Source organism: Azospirillum formosense (assembly GCF_013340925.1).
Taxonomy (GTDB): Bacteria; Pseudomonadota; Alphaproteobacteria; order Azospirillales; family Azospirillaceae; genus Azospirillum; species Azospirillum formosense.
The window spans coordinates 70,679-91,356 of sequence record NZ_WHOR01000001.1 but is presented as its reverse complement, the minus strand read 5'-3'; the positions used below and the strand labels follow the sequence as shown (position 1 = coordinate 91,356).

Sequence of the window (20,678 nt, the reverse complement as noted above, 5' to 3'; positions counted from 1 at the left end):
CGTGAAGCTGCTGGGGACGGGGCTTCTCATCCCAGCTTCACGTATCCCCGCTCGATCACCCGTTCCGCAGCCTCGAAGACCGCCTGCATCTCCTCGTAGGCGCGGCGGACGCGGGCCAGTTCCTCGATGGCGGCGGCGTTGGGGTGCCGGTGATCCGCCACCTTAAGCCCGGCGCGCAGATAGTCGGCCCGCAGCTCCGCCACCCGAACGGCCATGCGCAGGAAGGAGGTCTGGTCGAGGTTGGGCAGCTCGCGCCCCATCACCTCGCAGTTCGCCTCCAGCACCGCCGCCTCCATGTTCTCCAGGAAGTGCATGATCCGGTGCCGCGACGTGCTTTCCGCCGCTTCCGGAGTCAGCAGCTTGTCAACCTTGCCCTTGGCGTATTCGCCGATGATCTTGCCGCCCATGCCCATGGCTCGCCTCCGCATCGGCACAATGCCGAAACGGTGCATTGTCGCATGGGAATCCTTACCAAATGCTGCCGGAAGGGCGTTCCGGTATTCCGACATTGCACGATGCATCCCGCGGATGATCGTGCTAGGGAATTCGCCCTTGAATCCAGGTCGCAACGGTAGGCGCGCATGTCCGGCACCGCTTCTGAATACATCCTCACCGTCTCGTGCCCCGATGCCGTGGGCATCGTCTACGCCGTATCGGGATTCCTGGCCGAGCGGTCGTGCAACATCATCGACAGCGCGCAGTTCGGCGACCGCGGGACCAATCTGTTCTTCCTGCGCATTCATTTCTCGGCCGCCGCTGCGGGTCCATCGCAGGAGGAGTTGCAGGCGGCCTTCGCCGAGCAGGTTGCCGAACGCTTCGGCATGACCTGGAAGCTGCACGACGCCGGGCGGCGCCAAAGGGTGCTGATCATGGTGTCGAAGTTCGGGCACTGCCTGAACGACCTGCTGTACCGTTATCGCACCGGCTATCTGCCGATCGAGATCCCGGCGATCGTCTCCAACCACCGTGACTTCTACCAGCTCGCGGCGTGGCACAACATTCCCTTCCATTACCTGCCGGTGACCAACGACAGCAAGGCCCAGCAGGAGGCCCGGCTGCTGGAGATCGCGGAACAGGAAAAGATCGATCTGGTCGTGCTCGCCCGCTACATGCAGGTGCTGTCCCCGGCCCTGTGCGAACGGATGGCCGGGCGGGTCATCAACATCCACCATTCCTTCCTGCCCAGCTTCAAGGGCGCCAAGCCGTACCACCAGGCGCACGCCCGCGGCGTGAAGCTGATCGGCGCCACCGCCCACTACGTCACCTCGAACCTGGACGAGGGGCCGATCATCGAACAGGAGGCGGAGCGCGTCGACCACACGATGACGCCCGACGACCTGGTGGCCATCGGGCGCGACATCGAGAACATCGTGCTGGCTCGGGCGGTCCGCTATCACGTCGAACACCGCGTCCTGCTGAACGGCGGACGCACCGTCGTCTTCAAGTAACGGTTGTTGCCTCCCAGCCGTCCGCGGAACCTCAATGCTTCATGGCGAGCGAGGCTTCCTCGGGGTGGGGGGTGAAGACGGCGCGGGTGATCGCCTGTTCGATCTGCTCGCGGGTGAAGGGCTTGGGGATCACCGGGCCCAGATGCTCCAGTCCCTGCTTGGCCAGCTCGTTGGGGAAGGCGGTGACGAAGATCACCGGCAGGAAGCGTTGGCGGCGGAGTTCCCGCGCCACCTCGATTCCGTTGTCGCCCTCGGCCAGACGGATGTCCATCAGCGCCAGCGTCGGCGCATGGCGGGAGGCCAGCGTCAGCGCCTCGTCCATGGTGGCGGCGTTGCCGCAGACGGTATGGCCCATGCCGCGCACGGTCTCCGCCAGATCGAAGGCGATGATGGCGTCGTCCTCGACGATCAGGATCGTCGCCGTCAGCTTTGTCCGCACCCGCTCGCGGGCGAAGTTCAGCCGCTCCACCGCGTCCTCCGGGGCGATCCCCAGCACGGTGGCCGCGTCGGCGACCGGCAGATCCTCCAGATTGACGAGCAGGTAGAGGCGGCGATCCATCTCGTCCAGGCTGTGCAGCGCAGCTTCGACCGGATGGGCGCCCGAGGCACCGGCGCGGGCACCGGAGCTGTCCTGCAATTGATTCAGATACCGGTAGAGGGAGCCGCGCGACAGGTCCACCGCCGCCGACCCTCCCGGCCCGTCCAGGTACCATTCCAGAGTGCGCGTCACCAGGGCATCCCCCTGCGTCGACGTGCCGGTCAAGGCCCGCGCATAGCGTCGTAGATAAGGCAGATGTTCCATCAGGTGGCGGGTGTTCTGATCCATGACGTTTTCCCCGTACCTCCAGCCAGTGCGGACCGCCGAAGGGCGCTGGCTTGCCTGCCGCGTTTCCCGGACTTTGCCGAATGTTCCCGTCCGATCGCTTACAAAGTTAAGTTCATATGGCGCAGTTCGCGCCGTATCGGGAGTGACGACGAAAGGGTTATTCGGGATAGCTTGATCGGATTAAATCTTATCGCCGGACGGGTGGCGTCATACCTCGTCCGCTTGGGCTCAAGGGCTTTTCGGGCGGACCGCCCCCGTTCTGCTCGCTGCACTTGCGAGGGACGTGGAACAATTGGCAAAGGACGGTTGTTGGGTTCGCCAATGGTGTGATTCCTCCCTGAACCGCCAGTCACTGCCGCCGCAGCGCCTGTCCCAGCGGGGACGCGCCGGCGGCGTTTTTTTGCACGGCATCGAAAAAAAGCGCGCTGGTGGGCTTGCGCCGGGATGAGTGCGATATTACTGACTGTCCCCGGCGTCGCGCACCGGTGGCGGAACGGCTTGGAAACCGTCCGGCACCCCCTCGCCAGACCCGAGCCTGTCGAACCGCGTATGCCAGGGCCGCGTATGCCAGGGCCGCGCATGCCAGAGTCGCGTATGACCGAACCAGATTTCGACCCGGCAGACTCCGATCGGCCCGATTCCGATCCGCCGGTGACCGATGGCATGGCGCCGGACGAACTGGCGGACTTCCATGCGTGGCGGCAGCGGGTGGTCGGCACCAACATTTCCGACAAGACCCTGCTGGCGACCGATTATCTCAATCACTTCAACGAAATCGTGATGCTGATCGAGATGATTCCCGACATGCCGGACATGCTGGAGGAATGCCTGATCTGGCAGCCCAAGAGCTACCAGGAGCATTTCCGCGACAGCGGTTTTTCGGACAAGGATCTGGCCATCGAGGCGTACGGCCACGTCCCCGCCAAGTTCAAGAGGCCGTTCGAGGACACCATCGCCCAGGCGCATCAGGTGGTCCGCCACACGCTGGAGCGCGTGTCCATCGACATCCAGGACGGGGCGAGCGACAAGCTGCGGCTGGACTGCCAGACCTCCGTCGCGATGATCCACCGAATCATCCAGGTCGCCAACGGCATCATCCACGGCACCGCCCACGTCATGGAGCAGGCCGAGATCGACCTGTATCTGAGCGCGGAGTAGGCCGCGTCGCGCACGGGACGAAAGCGCCCGATCCCTGCGCAGATGATTATTGCTTGTGCACCAAGCATTCTTTCCTTGCATGGCTCAAAGGCCGAGCGTCCAACTACAGTAAGCCTTCGAACGAAGAAGAGGCGACGCTGCGGCGGATGCCTCCCACCGGGAGTGGAGACAGACCGTGAAGGGACCCGCCACCGCAGCGGCCGAGGCGTCGGCCGGGGCGCAGGGGGACGTGTCGGTCGATGTGGAGGCTGCGGCTGACCTTGCCGCCTCCCCGGAGATGCGCCTCTGGTTGCGTCTTTCGGCGTGCGCCGTTCTGATCGGCGCCCGGCTGCGCAGCCGTCTGCGCGACGAATTCAGCACCACCCAGCCGCGTTTCGACCTGCTGTGTCTGCTCGACCGCCAACCGGAAGGGCTGACCATGGGAGAACTGTCGAAGCGCATGATGGTCACCAACGGAAACGTCACCGGCATTGTAGAACGGCTGACCACGGACGGGCTGGTCACGCGCGCCGCGGCCTCGAACGACCGGCGCATGCAGTTCGTCCGGATCACTCCCGAAGGCAGTGCGTTGGCACAGGCCATCGCGGCGGCGCAACGCCGCTGGCTGGCCGAATTGACGGCGGGATTGCCCCATGGCGACGTGGTCCAGTTGATGGGGCTGTTGGGAAAGCTCAAGAACACGGTGCGTGGTGGAGGCGTGAGGAGATGATCCGGTCCGGTCATATCGACAGTTTCACCCGCGACCGGCTGCCGCGGCCGGAGCAGATGCCTGATTTTTCCTATGACCGGCCCGAACTCACCTATCCCGAGCGTCTGAACGCGGCTGCCGCCCTGCTGGATGTCTGGCGGGAGCGCGGCTGGGACGAACGCCCCTGCGTCATCGGAAACGGCGACGTCTGGAGCTATGGCCGCTTCCGCGACACGGTGGACCGCATTGCGCGCCTCCTGACCGAGCGGTTCGGCATCGTTCCCGGCAACCGGGTGCTGGTGCGCGGGACCAACACGCCGATGCTCGCCGCCTGCTGGCTGGCGGTGCTGAAGGCCGGCGCGGTGGTGGTGCCGACCATGCCGCTGCTGCGCGCGGCGGAACTGGAAAGCATCATCGAGCGCGCCGCCGTCTCGCTGGCGTTGTGCGACGCGCGCTTCGCCAAGGATCTCAACGCGGCGGCGGAATCGATGGGTGGGGGGATGCCCGTCGTGACCTTCAACGGCGGCGACCTGGAAGGGCGGCTGGAGGAAACAGACGCCGGCTTTGCCGCTGTGGACACCGCGGCCGACGACGTGGCGCTGATCGCCTTCACCTCCGGCACCACCGGCAAGCCCAAGGCGACCGCCCACTTCCACCGGGACCTTCTGGCGGTCGCCGACCTGTCGCCGCAATCGCTGCTGAAGACCGGCGGCGACGATGTGTTCTGCGGAACGCCGTCGCTCGCCTTCGCCTATGGGCAGGGAGGAATGCTCCTGTTCCCGTTGCGGGTGGGGGCGTCGGTCGTGCTGCTGGACCGGGCCACGCCGGAACGGCTGTTGGAGGTGACCGCGAAGCACAAGGCGACGGTGATGTTCACCGTGCCGACCGTCTACCGCGCCATGACGGCGCGGATCGAGGAGGACCCGGCCCTGGCCGAGGGGCTGCGCACGCTGCGCGCCTGCGTCTCGGCGGGGGAGCCGCTGCCCGCCACCACCCTGGAGGGCTGGCAGGCGGTGACGGGGATGGAGATCCTCGACAGCTTCGGCACCACGGAGATGCTGAACGCCGTCCTTCATTCGCCGCCCGGCGCCGTGCGGCCCGGCGCCACCGGGACGGTGGTTCCGGGATACGAGGCCCGCGTGGTCGACGACAGCCTGACCCCGCTGCCCCCCGGCCAGATCGGGCGGCTGGCCGTGCGCGGCCCGACCGGCTGCATCTATCTGGACGATCCACGCCAGGAGAATTACGTGCAGGGCGGCTGGAACCTGACCGGCGACGCCTTCCGCATGGATGAGGACGGCTATTTCTGGTATCACGCGCGGACCGACGACCTGATCGTCTCCGCGGGCTACAAGATTTCCGGCCTGGAGGTGGAGGACGTCCTGCTCGGCCACGAGGCGGTGGAGGAGTGCGCGGTGATCGCCGCACCCGATCCGTTGCGCGGCTCCATTCCCAAGGCCTTCATCGTCACCCGCGACGGCGTGCGGCCCAGCGACGATCTGGCGGAGCGCCTGCAATGCTACGTCAAGGACCGGATCGCCCCCTACAAGTACCCTCGCGCGGTGGAGTTCATGGAGCAGTTGCCGCGGACGGAAACGGGCAAGATCCAGCGCTACAAGCTGCGGCAGAGGGAATGGGTCGAGAACGAGGATTGACCACGGGCCGGTCGGCGCACGCACCGCTGGTGCAGTTTCTGCTCTTCGTGGTGGTTGGCTGCGCCGCGGCGGTCGGCCATTACGGCGTGCTGATCGTCCTGTCGGAGCTGGCGGCGGCCCCGCCGGTCCTGGCCTCGGCGGCGGGATTTCTCGTCGGCGGGGTCATCAGCTACCTGCTGAACTACGGCCATGTCTTCCGCAGCGAGCAGGAGCACCTGCCCACCGCCACGAAGTTCGTGGCCGTCGCGGCGGTGGGGCTGTGCGTGAACAGCGCCATCATGTGGGGCTTGGCGCAGCGGCTGGGCCTGCATTACCTGCCGGCCCAGCTCACCGCCACGGCGCTGGTGATGCTGTGGAGCTTCGGCGCGAACCGCTATTGGACCTTCAAGGCCGGATCGCCCGCCGGGTGAGCCCCCAACGGTTGGGCGTGGGGGCGGGCGACGAAGGAATGGCGGTGCGGCGTCGGTCCGATGTTCTTCGCCAGACGATCGCCCCGCAACCCGGCGGCGGATAGCCGGGCCTGCAACTCCGCCGGCGTGTAGGTGGAGAAGCCGGCCTCGCGCCGGATGCGGCGGTAGTCGGACAGGGCCATGCGCCCCAGCCCCATCAGCGCCGCCATCAGGAAGCCGTGCCGGTGCGCCATGCTGAGCTGGCTGGCGATGTCGCGCAGCATCGGCGTGTCGGGCTCCACCACGTCGGCGATCAGGATGCGCCCCCGCGCGCCGATCATGTGGCGCCAGCGGTGAAGGACGCCCTCCAGCTCCTCGCGCGGGATGTATTGCAGCACGGAGACGGCCAGCACCAGATCGACGCTGCCCGTCGGCAGGGTGGCGAGATCGTCGTCGTCGAGAACCCGGATTCCCGGATGGCCGGACAGCCGGTCGCGCAGGCGTCGCCGCACCGCGGGGGCGGCGTCGTAGAGCCAGACGTTCCGGCAGCGCTTGGCCATGGCCTCCGCCGCCAGCGCGTCGCCGCAGCCGAAATCCAGGACGGTCCCCCCCTCCGGAAGATGGGCGTCGAGGTCGTTCTGCAGGCAGGCGAAATGCGCTTCCAAATTGCGCTGGTTCGCGTAGATGGCGTTGGGCCGGTTCCAGAAATCGACCCAGCCGCTGGAACCCTGGCCGCCCGGTGGCCCGGACGACGTTCCGTTGTCGTGCATGTCCCGCATCCCCTTTTGTGGGTCGTTTCTTGCCGAGGGGATGTTGTTGTTCGTCTCCCCGATGTGAAGAGCCCCCTCGATCCGACCGTGTCGTAATGATGGTAGGGGCGAACAATCGCAGCGGTCAAGAATGACCGGCGGGACTATGCCGCCGGAGGGGGCGGAAACGCGGGGGGTATGTCAGGGCGCCGGGAACCCGGCGAAGCGGACGAGCCGGACGTTCCGCTCGGCGAGCAGGGCGGCGAAGGCCGGGCTTCTCAGATAATCGTGCTCCACCTTGCGCTGTTCCACCAGCGGGTCGGCGCGGCGCAGGGCTTCGTCCGGGATGCCGGGATGGACCATCACCAGCAGCCGCCCGGCGGGACGGTCGAGAAAGCGTGCCATCAGCTCCGGGAAGGGCTGGCGTCCGGAGAAGTCGTAGACACCGGCGAAGCGGTCGTTGGCGGGAATGCCGCGCGCCCGCGCCAGCCGCGCCAGCCCGCCGCCGAGCCCGCCGATCAGCAAGGTCTTCGGCACCGCCACGCCGCGGCGCAGAACGGCCCCCACCGGCTCGCCGCACAGGCGGACGTAGGCGCCGGGCAGGTCGGCCAAGGCGTCGGTGACCGCCTCGCGCACAGTGGGAAGCTGGTGGACGTGCTGGTGGCCGTCGATGTAGGCGGGCGGGCCGCCCCAGGCCGCGGCGAAGGCGTCGAGCTGACGGGCCAGCTCCGCCCGGATCTCCTGGGGGTCGAGGCCGCCCGTGTAGGCCAGCTTCATCAGCCGTCCCAGCGGCGGCAGCTTTCCGTCCGGCGCCAGTCTGGGCAGGGAGCCCAGCGGCGGCTGGTCGGTCAGGGTGAAATGCAGCCCGACGTCGGCCTTGTCGGCCAACTCCTTCAGCGGCGCGGCCCCCTCCGCCCAATAGGGGCAGAGCGTCATGGCCGAGGTTGCCGTCAGGCGTCCGGCGGCGATGAGGTCGCGGATGGCCTCGTTGACGCCCGGCGACAGGCCGTAGTCATCGGCGCAGAGCAGGACCGGATGCGCGGAACGCGGGGCTGGGGTGGTGTCGGTGTCGGGCATGGCGATGTAAGGTGGGACGGCGATGCAGGGTGGTAAGGGCGGCGCAAAGCCGGGGAGGGGATGATGGAGTGGGACAGCCTGTGGTTCAACGGTCATGCGGCGACGATGGCTCCGGAAGGAGTCGTACGGGACGCGCTGATCGCCGTGAAGGACGGGCGGATCGCCTGGATCGGCGCCGCCAAGGATCGCCCCGCCGGCCGCGCCGCCGCGGAGCATGACCTGGGCGGGCGCTGGGTCACGCCGGGGCTGATCGACTGCCACACCCATCTGGTCTTCGGCGGCAACCGCGCCCGCGAGTTCGAGATGCGGCTGGAGGGCGCGACCTACGAGGAGATCGCGCGGGCCGGGGGCGGCATCGCCTCGACCGTCGCCGCCACCCGCGCCGCCGACGAGGACGGTCTGATCGCCAGCGCCGCCGTGCGCCTGCAACGGCTGCTGGCCGAGGGCGTGACGGTGGTGGAGGTAAAGTCCGGCTACGGCCTCGACCTTGCCACGGAGCGGCGGATGCTGCGCGCGGCGCGGGCGTTGGGCGAGCGCTTCCCCGTCACGGTGCGGACGACCGGGCTGGCCGCCCACGCGCTGCCTCCGGAGTTCGCCGGGCGGGCCGACGACTACATCGCGCTGGTCTGCGACGAGCTACTGCCCACCCTGGCCGCGGAGGGGCTGCTGGATGCGGTCGACGCCTTCTGCGAACGGATCGCCTTTTCGCCGGAGCAGACGGCCCGTGTGTTCGACACCGCGCGGCGGCTCGGCCTGCCGGTGAAGCTGCACGCCGACCAGCTCTCGGACGGCGGTGGGGCCGCGCTGGCCGCCCGCTACAACGCGCTTTCCGCCGACCATGTGGAGCACACCGGCGAGGAGGGCGCGCGGGCGATGGCCGCGGCGGGGACGGTGGCGGTGCTGCTGCCCGGCGCCTTCTATATGCTGCGCGAGACCAAGCTGCCGCCCATCGAGCTGTTCCGGCGCCACGGCGTACCGATGGCGGTGTCCACCGACTGCAATCCCGGCACCTCGCCCGCCGTGTCGCTCCTGCTGATGCTGAACATGGCCTGCACCCTGTTCCGCCTGACCCCGCAGGAGGCGCTGGCCGGAGTCACCCGCAACGCCGCCCAGGCGCTGGGCATGGCCGCCACCCATGGCACGCTGGAGCCCGGCAAGGCCGCCGATCTGGCGGTGTGGGACGTCGGCGACCGGGCTGAGCTGTGCTACTGGCTGGGCGCCAACCCCTGCGCGGCGGTGGTGCGGGGCGGGCGGCTGGTGAAATCGCTCTAGGGGTAGTCTATCATCGGGACAACGCGGACGGAGGTGAGCAGGCGATGGGGGAGATCACGCTCAGGATTGAGGAAGATGTGCTCGACCGCTTGAAGATGCGGGCCAGCATCGCCGGTCGGTCCGTCGAAGAGGAAATTGGCAGGATTGTCGAAGAAGCGACGGCGGCGCCACCTGCCGACCGCAGGGCGTTGGTCGAGGAGTTTCGGCGCATCCGCGCGTTGACGCCACCCGGCGCACCCATCGATGTCGCGGCCGTGATTCGTGAGGGACGCGAGCGATGACTCTGGTGGTGGATGCCAGTGTCGCGGTGCTCTGGGGTGTCGAGGACCCAATGGCGGAAACGGCGGAGGCCCTTCTTCTGTCATCCCGGCCCTTGATCGCACCAGACTTTATCCTGATCGAGGTTGCCAACGCCGTCTGGAAGATCGCGCGACGCGGCGGCATCCAGGGAGAGCAGGCCGAAGGCATTGTGGAGCGTATTCCCCGCGCATTGACCGAGCTGGTGCCGCCAAACGTTTTGTGGTCACAGGCGCTTCGCATTGCCCGCCAACTGGATCACCCCGTGTATGACTGCGCTTATCTGGCGCTCGCCGAAGCGCAATGCGCGCCGCTCGTCACGCTGGACAAGCGCCTGCACTCCCGCACCCGCTCCACCCCTTGGGAAGCGTTGACCGTTCTGCTGGGCGGAGGCACTGTTCCCGTCTGAAAACAAGAAACGCTTCAAGCAAAATTCGAGAGGGACGAGTCACATGTCCGACACCAAGTCGCCGGCCGCGCAGCCGGCCAACCGCCGCGTCATCCGGGCGCCGCACGGCACCGACCTGTCCGCCAAGTCCTGGCTGACCGAGGCGCCGCTGCGCATGCTGATGAACAACCTCGACCCCGACGTCGCGGAGAACCCGGACGAGCTGGTGGTCTATGGCGGCATCGGACGGGCGGCGCGGAACTGGGACTGCTTCGACGCCATCGTGGCGTCGCTGAAGACCCTGAACGAGGACGAGACCCTGCTGGTCCAGTCGGGCAAGCCGGTTGGCGTCTTCCGCACCCACGCGGACGCGCCGCGCGTGCTGATCGCCAACTCCAACCTCGTGCCGCACTGGGCGACCTGGGACCATTTCCGGGAGCTGGATGCCAAGGGCCTGATGATGTACGGCCAGATGACCGCCGGATCCTGGATCTACATCGGCAGCCAGGGCATCGTGCAGGGCACCTACGAGACCTTCGTCGAGGTCGGGCGGCGGCATTACGGCGGCGACCTGAAGGGCCGCTGGATTCTGACCGGCGGGCTGGGCGGCATGGGCGGCGCTCAGCCCCTAGCCGCGACCATGGCCGGGGCCTCCATGCTGGCCGTTGAATGCTCCGCGCGCAGCATCGAGCGGCGGCTGGAGACCAAGTATCTCGACCGTTCAGCCACCAGCCTCGACGAGGCGATGGCGATCCTGTGGGAGGCCCAGGCCGCCGGCACGGCGGTGTCGGTCGGTCTGCTCGGCAACGCCGCGGAGGTGTTCCCGGAACTGGTCCGCCGCGCCAAGACCGACCCGCGCTTCCGCCCCGACGCGGTGACCGACCAGACCAGCGCCCACGACCCGCTGAACGGCTATCTGCCCGCCGGCTGGACGATGGAGGAGGCCGAGACGAAGCGCCGCACCGACCCGGCGGCGGTGGTCACGGCGGCCAAGGCGTCGATGGCGGCCCATGTCCGCGCCATGCTGGACTTCCACGCCATGGGCGTGCCGACGCTGGACTACGGCAACAACATCCGGCAGGTCGCCAAGGACGAGGGGGTGGCCGACGCCTTCGCTTTCCCCGGCTTCGTGCCCGCTTACATCCGGCCGCTGTTCTGCCGCGGCATCGGCCCCTTCCGCTGGGCCGCCCTGTCCGGCGACCCGGAGGACATCTACCGCACCGACGCCAAGGTGAAGGAGCTGATCCCCGACAACCCGCACCTGCACAACTGGCTGGACATGGCGCGCGAGCGCATCCGCTTCCAGGGCCTGCCGGCGCGCATCTGCTGGGTGGGTCTGGGCGACCGGGCGCGGCTCGGCCTCGCCTTCAACGAGATGGTGGCGAAGGGCGAGTTGAAGGCCCCCATCGTCATCGGGCGCGACCATCTGGACAGCGGCTCCGTCGCCAGCCCGAACCGGGAGACGGAGGGGATGATCGACGGCTCGGACGCGGTGTCCGACTGGCCGCTGCTGAACGCGCTGCTGAACTGCGCCTCGGGGGCGACCTGGGTGTCGCTGCACCATGGCGGCGGCGTCGGCATGGGCTTCAGCCAGCATTCCGGCATGGTCATCGTCGCCGACGGGACGGACGCCGCGGCCAAGCGGCTGGAGCGGGTGCTGACCAACGATCCGGGCACCGGCGTGATGCGCCACGCCGACGCCGGCTACGACATCGCGAAGGACTGCGCGAAGGAGCAGGGACTCACGCTTCCGATGATCGGCTGACCTGTTTGGCGGGGGCAGGCTTGGCGGGGGCGGTGCGTGGCGGCAGGGTCGCCAGCGCCACCCCCGGCAGCACCAGCAGGACGCCCAGCAGGTGGAACATCTGGAGCTGCTCCCCCAGCAGCGCCCAGGCCGCCACCGCCGCCCACAGCGGCATGACGTAGAGCGAGGTGCCGGCCCGCGCCGGACCCATCAGGTTGATCGTCTTCTGGTAGGTCAGGAAGGCCAGGACGGAGGCGAACAGCGCCACGCCGGCGATGCGAAGGGCGGCGTCCAGGCTCAGCGGCACGGGACGCAGGGCCAGCGTCTCCCACGCGTAGAAGGGGGCGAGCACGACGACACCGGCCAGCGCGTTCGCCGCGAACACCGTCACCACCGGCAGCGAGCTGCGGGTCTGGCGCAGCAGCACCGTGTAGACGGCCCACGTCGCCGACCCCACCAGGATCAGCAGGTCGCCGGCGTTGAAGGACAGATGCAGCAGCGCCTGCCCGTCGCCGCGGGTCAGGATCACCAGCACACCGGCCATGGCGACGGCGATCCCCGCGGCTTGCCTCGGCGTCACTTTCTCGCGCAGCCACAGGGCGGCGATCATCAGGATGATGACCGGGCTGGTGGCGTAGATCAGGGCGGCGTTGGTCGCGCTGGTGCGCTCCAACCCCATGTAGACGACGGCGCCGCACACGCCCTGGGCCAGCGCCCCCAGCAGAAGGAAGCGCTTCCACGACGCGCGCAGGACGTGGCGGTGCTGGATCAGGCCGGGCAGGGCCAGCGGCAGGATCATCAGGAAGGCCAGCACCCAGCGCCAGAAGGCCAGCCCGACCGGCGGCACGATGGCGGCCGCGGCCCGCCCGATCACCACGTTGGAGGCGAAGAAGGCCGAGGAGAGCAGATACAGGCTGTAGGCGGTGAAGACGGCGTTGCGCGGCTGGCGGTCCATGGGGCGTCCGGAGGGTATCGGTGGGCGTCTTACGGAGCCTGCGGCCCCAGCAGCATCACCAGCTTGTAGTCGGATCGTCCGGCGGGGCACAACGTCACTTGTTCGTAGACCAGCGTCCCGTCCTGGGGATGGGTGAAGCCGCGGGTGCCGCCCTCCCGCTCCAGCACGCCATGGTCCTCCCACAGCCGGGCGAAGCGGGGCGAGGCCGCGCGCAGGCCGTCGACCAGGGCGGTCACCTCCGCATCCCCGGCGCGGCGGGCGGTGTCGGCGCGGAATTCGGCGAGCAGCCGGCGGGCCCGATCCTCCCAGTCCGCGATGAAACCCCGCGCGGTGGGGTCGAGGAAGACGTAGCGCAGCAGGTTCCGCTCCGCCCCGCCCAGCCAGCCGGAAAAGAGATGCGCCGCCGCGGCGTTCCAGCCGCGGGCGTTCCAGACGCGGTCGAGCAGGTAGGCCGGCGCCGTCATCGATTCCAGCGCCGCCAGCAACGGAGCCGGCGGCTGGTCCGTTCCGTCCGTCGCGTCGGCGTCGGGATCGCGCTTGCGCGACAGCTCGAACAGATAGGCGCGCTCCGCCGCGGTCAGCCGCAGCGCCCCGGCGATGCGGCCCAGCGCCTGCGGCGAGACGGAGACCTCGCGCCCCTGTTCCAGCCAGGTGTACCAGGTCGGGCTGAGGCCGCAGAGCTGGGCGGCCTCCTCGCGCCGCAGGCCGGGCGTTCGGCGGCGGGCGGAGCCGGTCTGCGGGATGCCGGCCTCCGCCGGGGTCAGCCGCTCCCGGTGGGCGCGCAGGAAGGCGCCCAGCCGGCGCCGGGCATCGTCGTCGGAACTCATGGTGGCAGCGCTTATACCAGGATAAGCGCTTGCCTTGTACCAGTTTGCCGGACGGCCGATGCTGTGTTCATCACAACGAACACGCCCCAACAAACGCCAACGGAATCGCCACCATGACCAACAGCCACCACGGCGTCGTCGCCGCGCAATACGGCCAGCGCGCCGACGCCTATGTGACCAGCGCCGTCCACGCCTCGGGTGCCGACCTGGACCAGATTGAGGAGACGCTGCGCGGCCGGAACGCCGCCCGCGTGCTGGATCTCGGCTGCGGCGGCGGCCACGTCGCCTACCGCGCCGCGCCCCACGCCGCCGAGGTGGCGGCGGTGGACGTCACTGCCCCGATGCTGGAGGCGGTGGCCCGCAACGCGGCGGAGCGCGGCCTGACCAACATCACCACCACCCAGGCCCCCGCCGAGCGTCTGCCCTTCGCGGACGGCCATTTCGACGTGGTGCTGAGCCGCTTCAGCGCCCACCATTGGCTGAACGCCGAGGCCGGCCTGCGCGAGGCGCGGCGGGTGCTGGCTTCGGGCGGGCGGGCGGTCTTCGTGGACATCGTGTCGCCGGGGCACCCGCTGCTGGACACGCATCTCCAGGCGGTGGAGCTGCTGCGCGACACCTCGCACGTCCGCAACTACAGCGCCGCGGAATGGATGGCCGCCCTGTCGCGCGCCGGTTTCGCGGTGACCGGCCTGACGCCGCGCCGCCTGCGCATGGAGTTCGCCGTCTGGACCGCCCGCACCTCCACCCCCGACCTGCGCGCCCAGGCCATCCGCGCCCTGCAGGACCTCGCCTCCGACGAGGTGCGCCGTCACTTCGACATCCTGGAGGACGGCAGCTTTCTCCTGGACAGCCTGACCATCGAAGCGGAGGCTTGCTGACCACAAGAAAGGTCGGGGGAGGGGGCGCGATGGGGGACGTTCGTGTACGAAAGGCCGGGCTTGCCGACGCGGGCACGGTCACCGGCTTCGTGGCGGCTCTGTTGTCGGAACTCTCCGCCGGGCAGAACGACACGCCGCGGGCCGTCATGCTGGCCGTCGCCGAATCCCTGCTGAGCGGCGACGGCCAGTCCTACACGGTGTTCCTGGCGGAGGATGGGGCGGGGCGTCCGCTCGGCGTCGCGACGCTGTCGGAGGGCGTCTGCATCTCCACGTTGGGCCGGTTCGGGACGATCCGCGAATTGTACGTAATACCGGAGTCGCGCTCCGCCGGGGTGGGACGGGTGCTGATCCGGGCCGTTCTCGACCATGGCCGCCGCCATCGCTGGTCGCGGGTCGAGGTGGGGGCGCCATCCGCCGGGGACTGGCCGGATTCCCTGCGATTCTACAAGCGCGAAGGCTTCACGGAGATCGGGCCGCGGCTGAAATTCCGCTTGGCCTGACGCCCCCCGTGGTGCTTGCGTGATGCCGCTTGGTTGCGTGTTGACAGACGATTCGGCCACGCGCCAAATGAACCCGCATCACCGGCCGCCGAAAAGAACGGGCGGCCATTCGACCGAACACGGGAGGTTGTTAGGAATGAAGCGCATCCTGCTGGGTGCCGGGCTCGGCGTTGCCGCCACCTTGGCGCTTGCTGCGCCGGCCCAGGCCGCCAAGACCCTCGTCTATTGCTCCGAGGGCAGCCCCGAAAACTTCAACCCGATGGTCAACACGACCGGAACGAGCTTCGACGTCTCGCTGCCCGTGTACAACAACCTCGTGCAGTTCGAGTACGGCGGCACCAAGGTGGTCCCCGGCCTCGCCGAGAAGTGGGAGGTGTCGGAGGACGGGCTGACCTACACGTTCCACCTGCGCAAGGGTGTGAAGTGGCACAGCAACAACGACTTCAAGCCGACCCGCGACGCCAACGCGGACGACGTCCTGTGGTCGTTCAACCGCCAGTGGAAGAAAGATCACCCCTTCCACAAGGTGTCGGGCGGCGCCTATGACTATTTCAACGACATGGCGATGCCGGACCTGCTGAAGTCGATCGAGAAGGTCGACGACTACACGGTCAAGTTCACGCTGAACAAGGTCGAGGCGCCCTTCATCGCCAATCTGGCGATGCCCTTCGCGCCCATCCAGTCCGCCGAATACGCGGAGACCCTGCAGAAGAAGAACCAGATCGACAAGATCGATCAGGCGCCGATCGGCACGGGTCCCTTCCAGTTCGTCGCCTACCAGAAGGACGCGGTCATCCGCTACAAGGCGTTCGAGCCGTACTGGGGCGGCAAGGCGCAGCTCGACAACCTCGTCTTCGCCATCACGCCCGACGCCGCCGTCCGCTACGCCAAGCTGAAGGCCGGCGAGTGCCACATCGTGCCGTACCCGAACCCGGCCGATCTGGAGGCGATGAAGAAGGACAGTGCCATCACCCTGATGGAGCAGGAAGGCCTGAACGTCGGCTATCTCGCCTTCAACGTCACCAAGAAGCCCTTCGACGATGTGCGCGTCCGCCGCGCGCTGAACATGGCCATCGACAAGAAGGCCGTGGTCGACGCGGTGTACCAGGGCGCCGGCGTGCCGGCGAAGAACCCGATCCCGCCGACCATGTGGTCGTACAACAAGGAGATCGAGGACTACCCCTACGATCCGGAGCGCGCGAAGAAGCTGCTGGCCGAGGCCGGCTTCCCGGACGGCTTCGAGACCGACCTGTGGGCCATGCCGGTGCAGCGTCCCTACAATCCCAACGCCAAGCGCATGGCCGAGATGATGCAGGCGGACCTCGCCAAGGTCGGCATCAAGGCCAAGGTCGTGCAGTACGAGTGGGGCGAGTACCGCAAGCGCCTCCAGGCCGGCGAGCACCAGATGGGCATGCTGGGCTGGACCGGCGACAACGGCGACCCGGACAACTTCCTGCACGTCCTGCTCGGCTGCGAGGCCGCGCGTCCTGGTGGGTCGAACATCGCCAAGTGGTGCTACAAGGAGTTCGACGACCTCGTCGTCCAGGCCAAGCGCACCACCGACATCGCCGCCCGCACCAAGCTGTACGAGCAGGCGCAGGTCATCTTCAAGGAAGAGGCCCCGTGGCTGACCGTCGCGCATTCGGTCGTGCACATGGCGCTGAGCAAGAATGTGGTTGATTACAAGATGGACCCGTTCGGCATCCATCGCTTCTACGGCGTCGATTTGAAACAATAATCTCAGCGTAGCAAGCGGCTTTACAAAACGGTGGCCGGGGCATTAAACCCCCGGCTTCCCTTTGCGGATGCAGAGGTAAAAAGGGGGCCGCGGCCCCCTTGCTTTCGTTTCGAGCCCCCGGTGACGATCCGATGCTACGCTTCATCCTGACGCGGGTGAGCCTGGTGATTCCGACCTTTCTCGGCGTCACCTTCCTGACCTTCCTTCTGATCCGCCTTGTCCCCGGCGACCCCATCGAGGTGCGCGTCGGCGAGCGCGGCATCCCCCCCGAACGGCTTCTCGAGCTGCGGCACGAGCTGGGGCTGGACCGGCCCCTGTGGCACCAGTTCCTGGACTACATCGGCGGCGTCCTCCAGGGCGACCTCGGCGTGTCGCTGGTGACGCGCAATTCGGTGTTCAGCGAATTCGTGACGCTGTTCCCGGCGACGCTGGAACTGGCGGCGCTCGCCATGCTGTTCGCCACGGTGGTCGGCCTGCCGGCGGGAATCATCGCGGCGGTGCGGCGCGGCTCGATCTTCGACCATGGCGTGATGGGCATCAGCCTGACCGGCTATTCCATGCCGATCTTCTGGTGGGGCCTGCTGCTGATCCTGTTCTTCTCGGTGGGGCTGGGCTGGACACCGGTGTCCGGGCGGCTCGACCTGCTCTATTACGTGGAGCCGGTGACCGGCTTCATGCTGATCGACACGCTGATGGCGGGTGAATACGGCGCCTTCTGGTCGGCGCTGCACCACCTCATCCTGCCGATGATCGTTCTCGGCACCGTTCCGCTGGCCGTCGTGGCGCGCATGACGCGCTCCGCCATGCTGGAGGTGCTGGGCGAGGACTACATCCGCACCGCCAAGGCCAAGGGGCTGGCGGGCAAGCGGGTGATCGGCATGCACGCGCTGCGCAACGCGCTGATCCCCGTGGTCACCGTGATCGGCCTTCAGGTGGGCACGCTGCTGGGCGGCGCGATCCTGACCGAAACCATCTTCTCCTGGCCCGGCGTGGGCAAGTGGCTGATCGAGAGCATCAACCGCCGCGACTATCCGGCGCTCCAGGGCGGGGTGCTGCTGATCGCGACGACGGTGATGACCGTGAACCTGCTGGTGGACGTTCTGTACGGCGTCCTGAACCCGCGCATCCGCCATTCGCGGTGAGGTGAGCCATGACGACTCCTACGACGACGGGCGTCCGAGAGACCCTTCCGGCCGCCGCTCCGCCGGTTTCCCAGCCGCCGCACCCGCTGGTCGAGTTCTGGTACCATTTCCGGCAGAACAAGGGGGCCATGGCCGGCCTGGCCGTGATCCTGCTGATCGCCGTGGTGGCGCTGTTCGCCGAGCTGGTGGCGCCGCACGACCCCAACATCCAGTACCGCGACGCCATCCTGGTGCCGCCGGTCTGGCAGGAGGGCGGGCGCTGGGCCTTCCTCCTCGGCACCGACGACATCGGGCGCGACATGCTGTCCCGACTGATCTTCGGGGCGCGGCTGTCGATGATGATCGGCCTGATCGTCGTCACGCTGTCGCTGGCGGTCGGGCTGGCGCTGGGCATGGTCGCCGGCTTCTTCGGCGGCGTCACCGACGCGCTGGTCATGCGCTTCATGGACATCCTGCTCTCGCTGCCCAGCCTGCTGCTGGCCGTGGTGGTGGCGGCGATCCTCGGGCCGGGGCTGGTCAACGCCATGCTGGCCGTGTCCATCGTGGTCATCCCGCACTACGCCCGCCTGACCCGCGCCGCCGTGATGGCGGAGACGAACAAGGACTACGTCGTCGCCTCCCGCGTGGCGGGGGCCGGGCCGCTGCGGCTGATGCTGGTGGTGATCCTGCCGAACTGCGTGGCGCCGCTGATCGTCCAGGCCACGCTGGGCTTCTCCACGGCGATCCTCGACGCCGCGGCGCTGGGCTTCCTCGGCCTCGGCGCGCAGCCGCCGACGCCGGAGTGGGGCACCATGCTGGCCTCCTCCCTCCAGTTCCTCCAGCGCGCCCCCTGGGTCGTCACTTGGCCCGGCGTGGCCATCCTGGTGACGGTGCTGGCCTTCAACCTGCTGGGCGACGGGCTGCGCGACGCGCTCGACCCCAAGCTGAAACGCTGATACCCACCATGCCTCTTCTCGACATCAAGAACCTGTCCGTCGAGTTCACCACGCGCGCCGGGACCTTCCGCGCCGTGGACGGGATCGATCTCACCGTGGACGAGGGCGAGGTGGTGGGCATCGTCGGCGAGTCCGGGTCCGGCAAGTCCGTGACCTCGCTCGCCGTGATGGGCCTGCTCGGCTCCAACGGCACGGTGGTCGCCGACCGCATGCACTTCGGCGGCAAGGACCTGCTGGCGATGAGCCCGTCGCAGCGCCGGAAGATCACCGGCAAGGACGTGGCCATGGTCTTCCAGGAGCCGATGACCAGCCTGAACCCCTGCTTCACCGTCGGTTTCCAGATCATGGAGACGCTGAAGGTGCATGAGGGGCTGTCCGGCAAGGCGCTGCGCAACCGCGCCATCGAACTGCTGGAGCAGGTCGGCATCCCGGCCCCGGAAAGCCGCCTGTCGGCCTTCCCGCACCAGCTCTCCGGCGGCATGAACCAGCGCGTGATGATCGCCATCGCCATCGCCTGCAACCCGCGTCTGCTGGTCGCGGACGAGCCGACGACGGCGCTGGACGTGACCATCCAGAAGCAGATCCTCGACCTGCTGGTTCGCCTCCAGAAGGAGCGGGGCATGGCGCTGATCCTCATCACCCACGACATGGGCGTGGTGGCGGAGACGGCGCAGCGGGTGGTCGTCATGTACGCCGGGCAGGTCGCCGAGACGCGCCCGGTGGACGCCCTGTTCAAGGCGCCGCGCCACCCCTACACCGGCGCGCTGCTCGACGCGCTGCCGGAGCGGGCGCTGGGCAAGCGCCGGCTGCCGACCATCCCCGGCGTGGTGCCGGGCATCGGCGACCGGCCGCAGGGCTGCCTGTTCAACCCGCGCTGCCGCTTCGCCACCGACCGCTGCCGCATCGAGCGGCCGGCCCTGTTCGACGTCGACGCCGGCAAGGCGCGTTGCTTCTATCCGCTCGCCGACGCTCCGGTCGGCGCCGGGGAGGTTCTGTGATGACCGACATCCTCACCAACGTCATGCCGGCCGCCGGCCCGGTGGTCCTGGAAGCCATCCACCTGCGCAAGCACTACGCGGTCAAGCGCGGTGCCTTCAAGCCGGCGGCCACCGTCAAGGCGCTAGACGGCGTGTCCTTCCAGCTCGAAGCCGGGAAGACACTGGCCGTGGTCGGCGAGTCCGGCTGCGGCAAGTCGACGCTGGCGCGCTCCGTCACGATGATCGAGCCGCCGTCCTCCGGCCAGCTCCTCTACGACGGGCGCGACGTGGTCGGGCGCACCGCCTCGGAGATGAAGGAGCTGCGGCGCACCGTCCAGATGGTGTTCCAGAACCCCTACGGATCGCTGAACCCGCGCAAGACCGTGGGCTCGATCCTATCGGAGCCGCTGGTCATCAACACCCCGATGGGCAAGCAGGAGCGGCGGGAGCGGGCCGTCGCCATGATGGCGAAGGTCGGGCTGCGCCCCGATCAGGTGGACCGCTACCCGCACATGTTCTCCGGCGGCCAGCGCCAGCGCATCGCCATCGCGCGCGCGCTGATGCTGAACCCGCGGGTGGTGGTGGCGGACGAGCCGGTGTCGGCGCTCGACGTGTCGATCCAGGCGCAGGTGCTCAACCTGATGATGGATCTTCAGGAGGAGCTGAACCTCGCCTACCTGTTCATCTCCCACGACCTCAGCGTGGTCCGGCACATCGCCGACGCGGTCATGGTGATGTATCTGGGCCGTCCGGTGGAGCACGGGCCGAAGGACGTGGTCTACAGCCGGCCGCGCCACCCCTACACCCGCATCCTGATGGCCGCCACGCCGCGGGTGAACCCGGCGCTGCGGGCGGAGCGGGTGATCCCCAAGGGCGAACTGCCCTCGCCGCTGAACCCGCCGCCGGGTTGCCCCTTCCACAAGCGCTGTCCCTACGCCACGGAGCGCTGTGCGACCGAGGTGCCGGCGCTGCGCCCCGTGGACGAGCGGCTGGTCGCGTGCCACTTCGCGGAAGAGATGGCCTGAGGGCGAAAGG

The 20,678-nt window shown here is 68.5% G+C and carries 22 protein-coding genes; 16 read left to right on the top strand and 6 right to left on the bottom strand.

The genetic code is table 11. The features are described from left to right. Positions 1 to 26 precede the first annotated feature (26 nt). A complete protein-coding gene (locus GBZ26_RS00460) occupies positions 27 to 413 on the bottom strand; it encodes a hypothetical protein (protein ID WP_051658221.1) in 387 nt (128 codons plus the stop codon). A 168-nt stretch (positions 414 to 581) separates the two neighbouring features. Here GBZ26_RS00460 and purU point away from each other — a divergent pair, with 168 nt between their 5' ends. Continuing rightward, the gene (purU, locus tag GBZ26_RS00455; RefSeq protein WP_174437098.1) at positions 582 to 1,448 is read left to right on the top strand and encodes a formyltetrahydrofolate deformylase; all 867 of its coding nucleotides are present in this window, start codon (positions 582 to 584) and stop codon (positions 1,446 to 1,448) included. 31 nt (positions 1,449 to 1,479) lie between these two features. Here the strand turns inward: purU and GBZ26_RS00450 are convergent, their stop codons facing one another. Beyond that, on the bottom strand, positions 1,480 to 2,274 hold the full coding sequence (locus tag GBZ26_RS00450; RefSeq protein ID WP_174437097.1) for a response regulator: 795 nt from the start codon (positions 2,272 to 2,274) through the stop codon (positions 1,480 to 1,482). Between the two features lie 594 nt (positions 2,275 to 2,868). Between GBZ26_RS00450 and GBZ26_RS00445 the strand changes: the two genes are divergently transcribed. The 4 genes from GBZ26_RS00445 (at position 2,869) to GBZ26_RS00430 (ending at position 6,185) form a co-directional block, all read left to right on the top strand. After that, complete coding sequence (locus GBZ26_RS00445) at positions 2,869 to 3,432, top strand: hypothetical protein (RefSeq protein WP_246653885.1); 564 nt, start codon at positions 2,869 to 2,871, stop codon at positions 3,430 to 3,432. 175 nt (positions 3,433 to 3,607) lie between these two features. Beyond that, positions 3,608 to 4,141 (top strand): MarR family transcriptional regulator, encoded by a 534-nt coding sequence (locus GBZ26_RS00440; protein ID WP_174437096.1) that lies wholly within the window; start codon positions 3,608 to 3,610, stop codon positions 4,139 to 4,141. Continuing rightward, entirely contained in the window at positions 4,138 to 5,775 is a 1,638-nt protein-coding gene (locus GBZ26_RS00435) for an AMP-binding protein (protein ID WP_174437095.1), read from the top strand. Before GBZ26_RS00440 ends, GBZ26_RS00435 begins: the two co-directional genes overlap by 4 nt. Further along, positions 5,772 to 6,185, top strand: a complete 414-nt coding sequence (locus GBZ26_RS00430) for a GtrA family protein (protein WP_174437094.1) — start codon at positions 5,772 to 5,774, stop codon at positions 6,183 to 6,185. The genes GBZ26_RS00435 and GBZ26_RS00430 overlap by 4 nt, the downstream gene beginning before the upstream one ends. On the opposite strand, the gene GBZ26_RS00425 is transcribed toward GBZ26_RS00430, so the two are convergent. After that, positions 6,149 to 6,934 (bottom strand): class I SAM-dependent methyltransferase, encoded by a 786-nt coding sequence (locus GBZ26_RS00425; RefSeq protein ID WP_174437093.1) that lies wholly within the window; start codon positions 6,932 to 6,934, stop codon positions 6,149 to 6,151. The two genes, GBZ26_RS00430 and GBZ26_RS00425, sit on opposite strands and share 37 nt — an antisense overlap. 180 nt (positions 6,935 to 7,114) lie before the next feature. Continuing rightward, complete coding sequence (locus GBZ26_RS00420) at positions 7,115 to 7,990, bottom strand: ChbG/HpnK family deacetylase (protein ID WP_174437092.1); 876 nt, start codon at positions 7,988 to 7,990, stop codon at positions 7,115 to 7,117. A 63-nt stretch (positions 7,991 to 8,053) separates the two neighbouring features. Between GBZ26_RS00420 and hutI the strand changes: the two genes are divergently transcribed. Genes hutI through hutU form a run of 4 tightly spaced genes read left to right on the top strand, consistent with a single transcriptional unit; the run spans position 8,054 to position 11,712 of the window. Continuing rightward, entirely contained in the window at positions 8,054 to 9,262 is a 1,209-nt protein-coding gene (gene hutI, locus GBZ26_RS00415; RefSeq protein ID WP_174437110.1) for an imidazolonepropionase, read from the top strand. 44 nt (positions 9,263 to 9,306) lie between these two features. Beyond that, the gene (locus tag GBZ26_RS00410; protein ID WP_040134202.1) at positions 9,307 to 9,543 is read left to right on the top strand and encodes a FitA-like ribbon-helix-helix domain-containing protein; all 237 of its coding nucleotides are present in this window, start codon (positions 9,307 to 9,309) and stop codon (positions 9,541 to 9,543) included. Further along, entirely contained in the window at positions 9,540 to 9,968 is a 429-nt protein-coding gene (locus GBZ26_RS00405) for a type II toxin-antitoxin system VapC family toxin (protein ID WP_174437091.1), read from the top strand. The genes GBZ26_RS00410 and GBZ26_RS00405 overlap by 4 nt, the downstream gene beginning before the upstream one ends. Positions 9,969 to 10,011: 43 nt before the next feature. Further along, positions 10,012 to 11,712 carry a urocanate hydratase gene (gene hutU, locus GBZ26_RS00400; protein WP_174437090.1) on the top strand — a complete coding sequence of 567 codons (1,701 nt, stop codon included), beginning with the start codon at positions 10,012 to 10,014 and terminating at the stop codon, positions 11,710 to 11,712. Here the strand turns inward: hutU and GBZ26_RS00395 are convergent. Then, a complete protein-coding gene (locus tag GBZ26_RS00395) occupies positions 11,690 to 12,646 on the bottom strand; it encodes a DMT family transporter (protein WP_174437089.1) in 957 nt (318 codons plus the stop codon). The two genes, hutU and GBZ26_RS00395, sit on opposite strands and share 23 nt — an antisense overlap. 29 nt (positions 12,647 to 12,675) lie before the next feature. After that, entirely contained in the window at positions 12,676 to 13,473 is a 798-nt protein-coding gene (locus GBZ26_RS00390; protein ID WP_174437088.1) for a helix-turn-helix transcriptional regulator, read from the bottom strand. A 113-nt stretch (positions 13,474 to 13,586) separates the two neighbouring features. Between GBZ26_RS00390 and GBZ26_RS00385 the strand changes: the two genes are divergently transcribed. The 7 genes from GBZ26_RS00385 (at position 13,587) to GBZ26_RS00355 (ending at position 20,668) form a co-directional block, all read left to right on the top strand. Continuing rightward, a complete protein-coding gene (locus GBZ26_RS00385) occupies positions 13,587 to 14,351 on the top strand; it encodes a class I SAM-dependent methyltransferase (protein WP_174437087.1) in 765 nt (254 codons plus the stop codon). Between the two features lie 29 nt (positions 14,352 to 14,380). Further along, complete coding sequence (locus GBZ26_RS00380; protein ID WP_174437086.1) at positions 14,381 to 14,851, top strand: GNAT family N-acetyltransferase; 471 nt, start codon at positions 14,381 to 14,383, stop codon at positions 14,849 to 14,851. A gap of 136 nt (positions 14,852 to 14,987) precedes the next feature. Then, a complete protein-coding gene (locus GBZ26_RS00375; RefSeq protein WP_145680716.1) occupies positions 14,988 to 16,589 on the top strand; it encodes an ABC transporter substrate-binding protein in 1,602 nt (533 codons plus the stop codon). Positions 16,590 to 16,720: 131 nt separating this feature from the next. After that, positions 16,721 to 17,731, top strand: a complete 1,011-nt coding sequence (locus GBZ26_RS00370) for an ABC transporter permease subunit (RefSeq protein ID WP_035679052.1) — start codon at positions 16,721 to 16,723, stop codon at positions 17,729 to 17,731. An 8-nt stretch (positions 17,732 to 17,739) separates the two neighbouring features. Then, positions 17,740 to 18,666: an ABC transporter permease subunit gene (locus GBZ26_RS00365; RefSeq protein WP_174437085.1), complete on the top strand. Its 927-nt coding sequence runs from the start codon at positions 17,740 to 17,742 to the stop codon at positions 18,664 to 18,666. 8 nt (positions 18,667 to 18,674) lie between these two features. Then, entirely contained in the window at positions 18,675 to 19,664 is a 990-nt protein-coding gene (locus tag GBZ26_RS00360) for an ABC transporter ATP-binding protein (RefSeq protein WP_145623436.1), read from the top strand. Next, positions 19,664 to 20,668 (top strand): peptide ABC transporter ATP-binding protein, encoded by a 1,005-nt coding sequence (locus GBZ26_RS00355; protein ID WP_211104504.1) that lies wholly within the window; start codon positions 19,664 to 19,666, stop codon positions 20,666 to 20,668. The genes GBZ26_RS00360 and GBZ26_RS00355 overlap by 1 nt, the downstream gene beginning before the upstream one ends. The last annotated feature ends 10 nt before the right edge of the window (positions 20,669 to 20,678 follow it).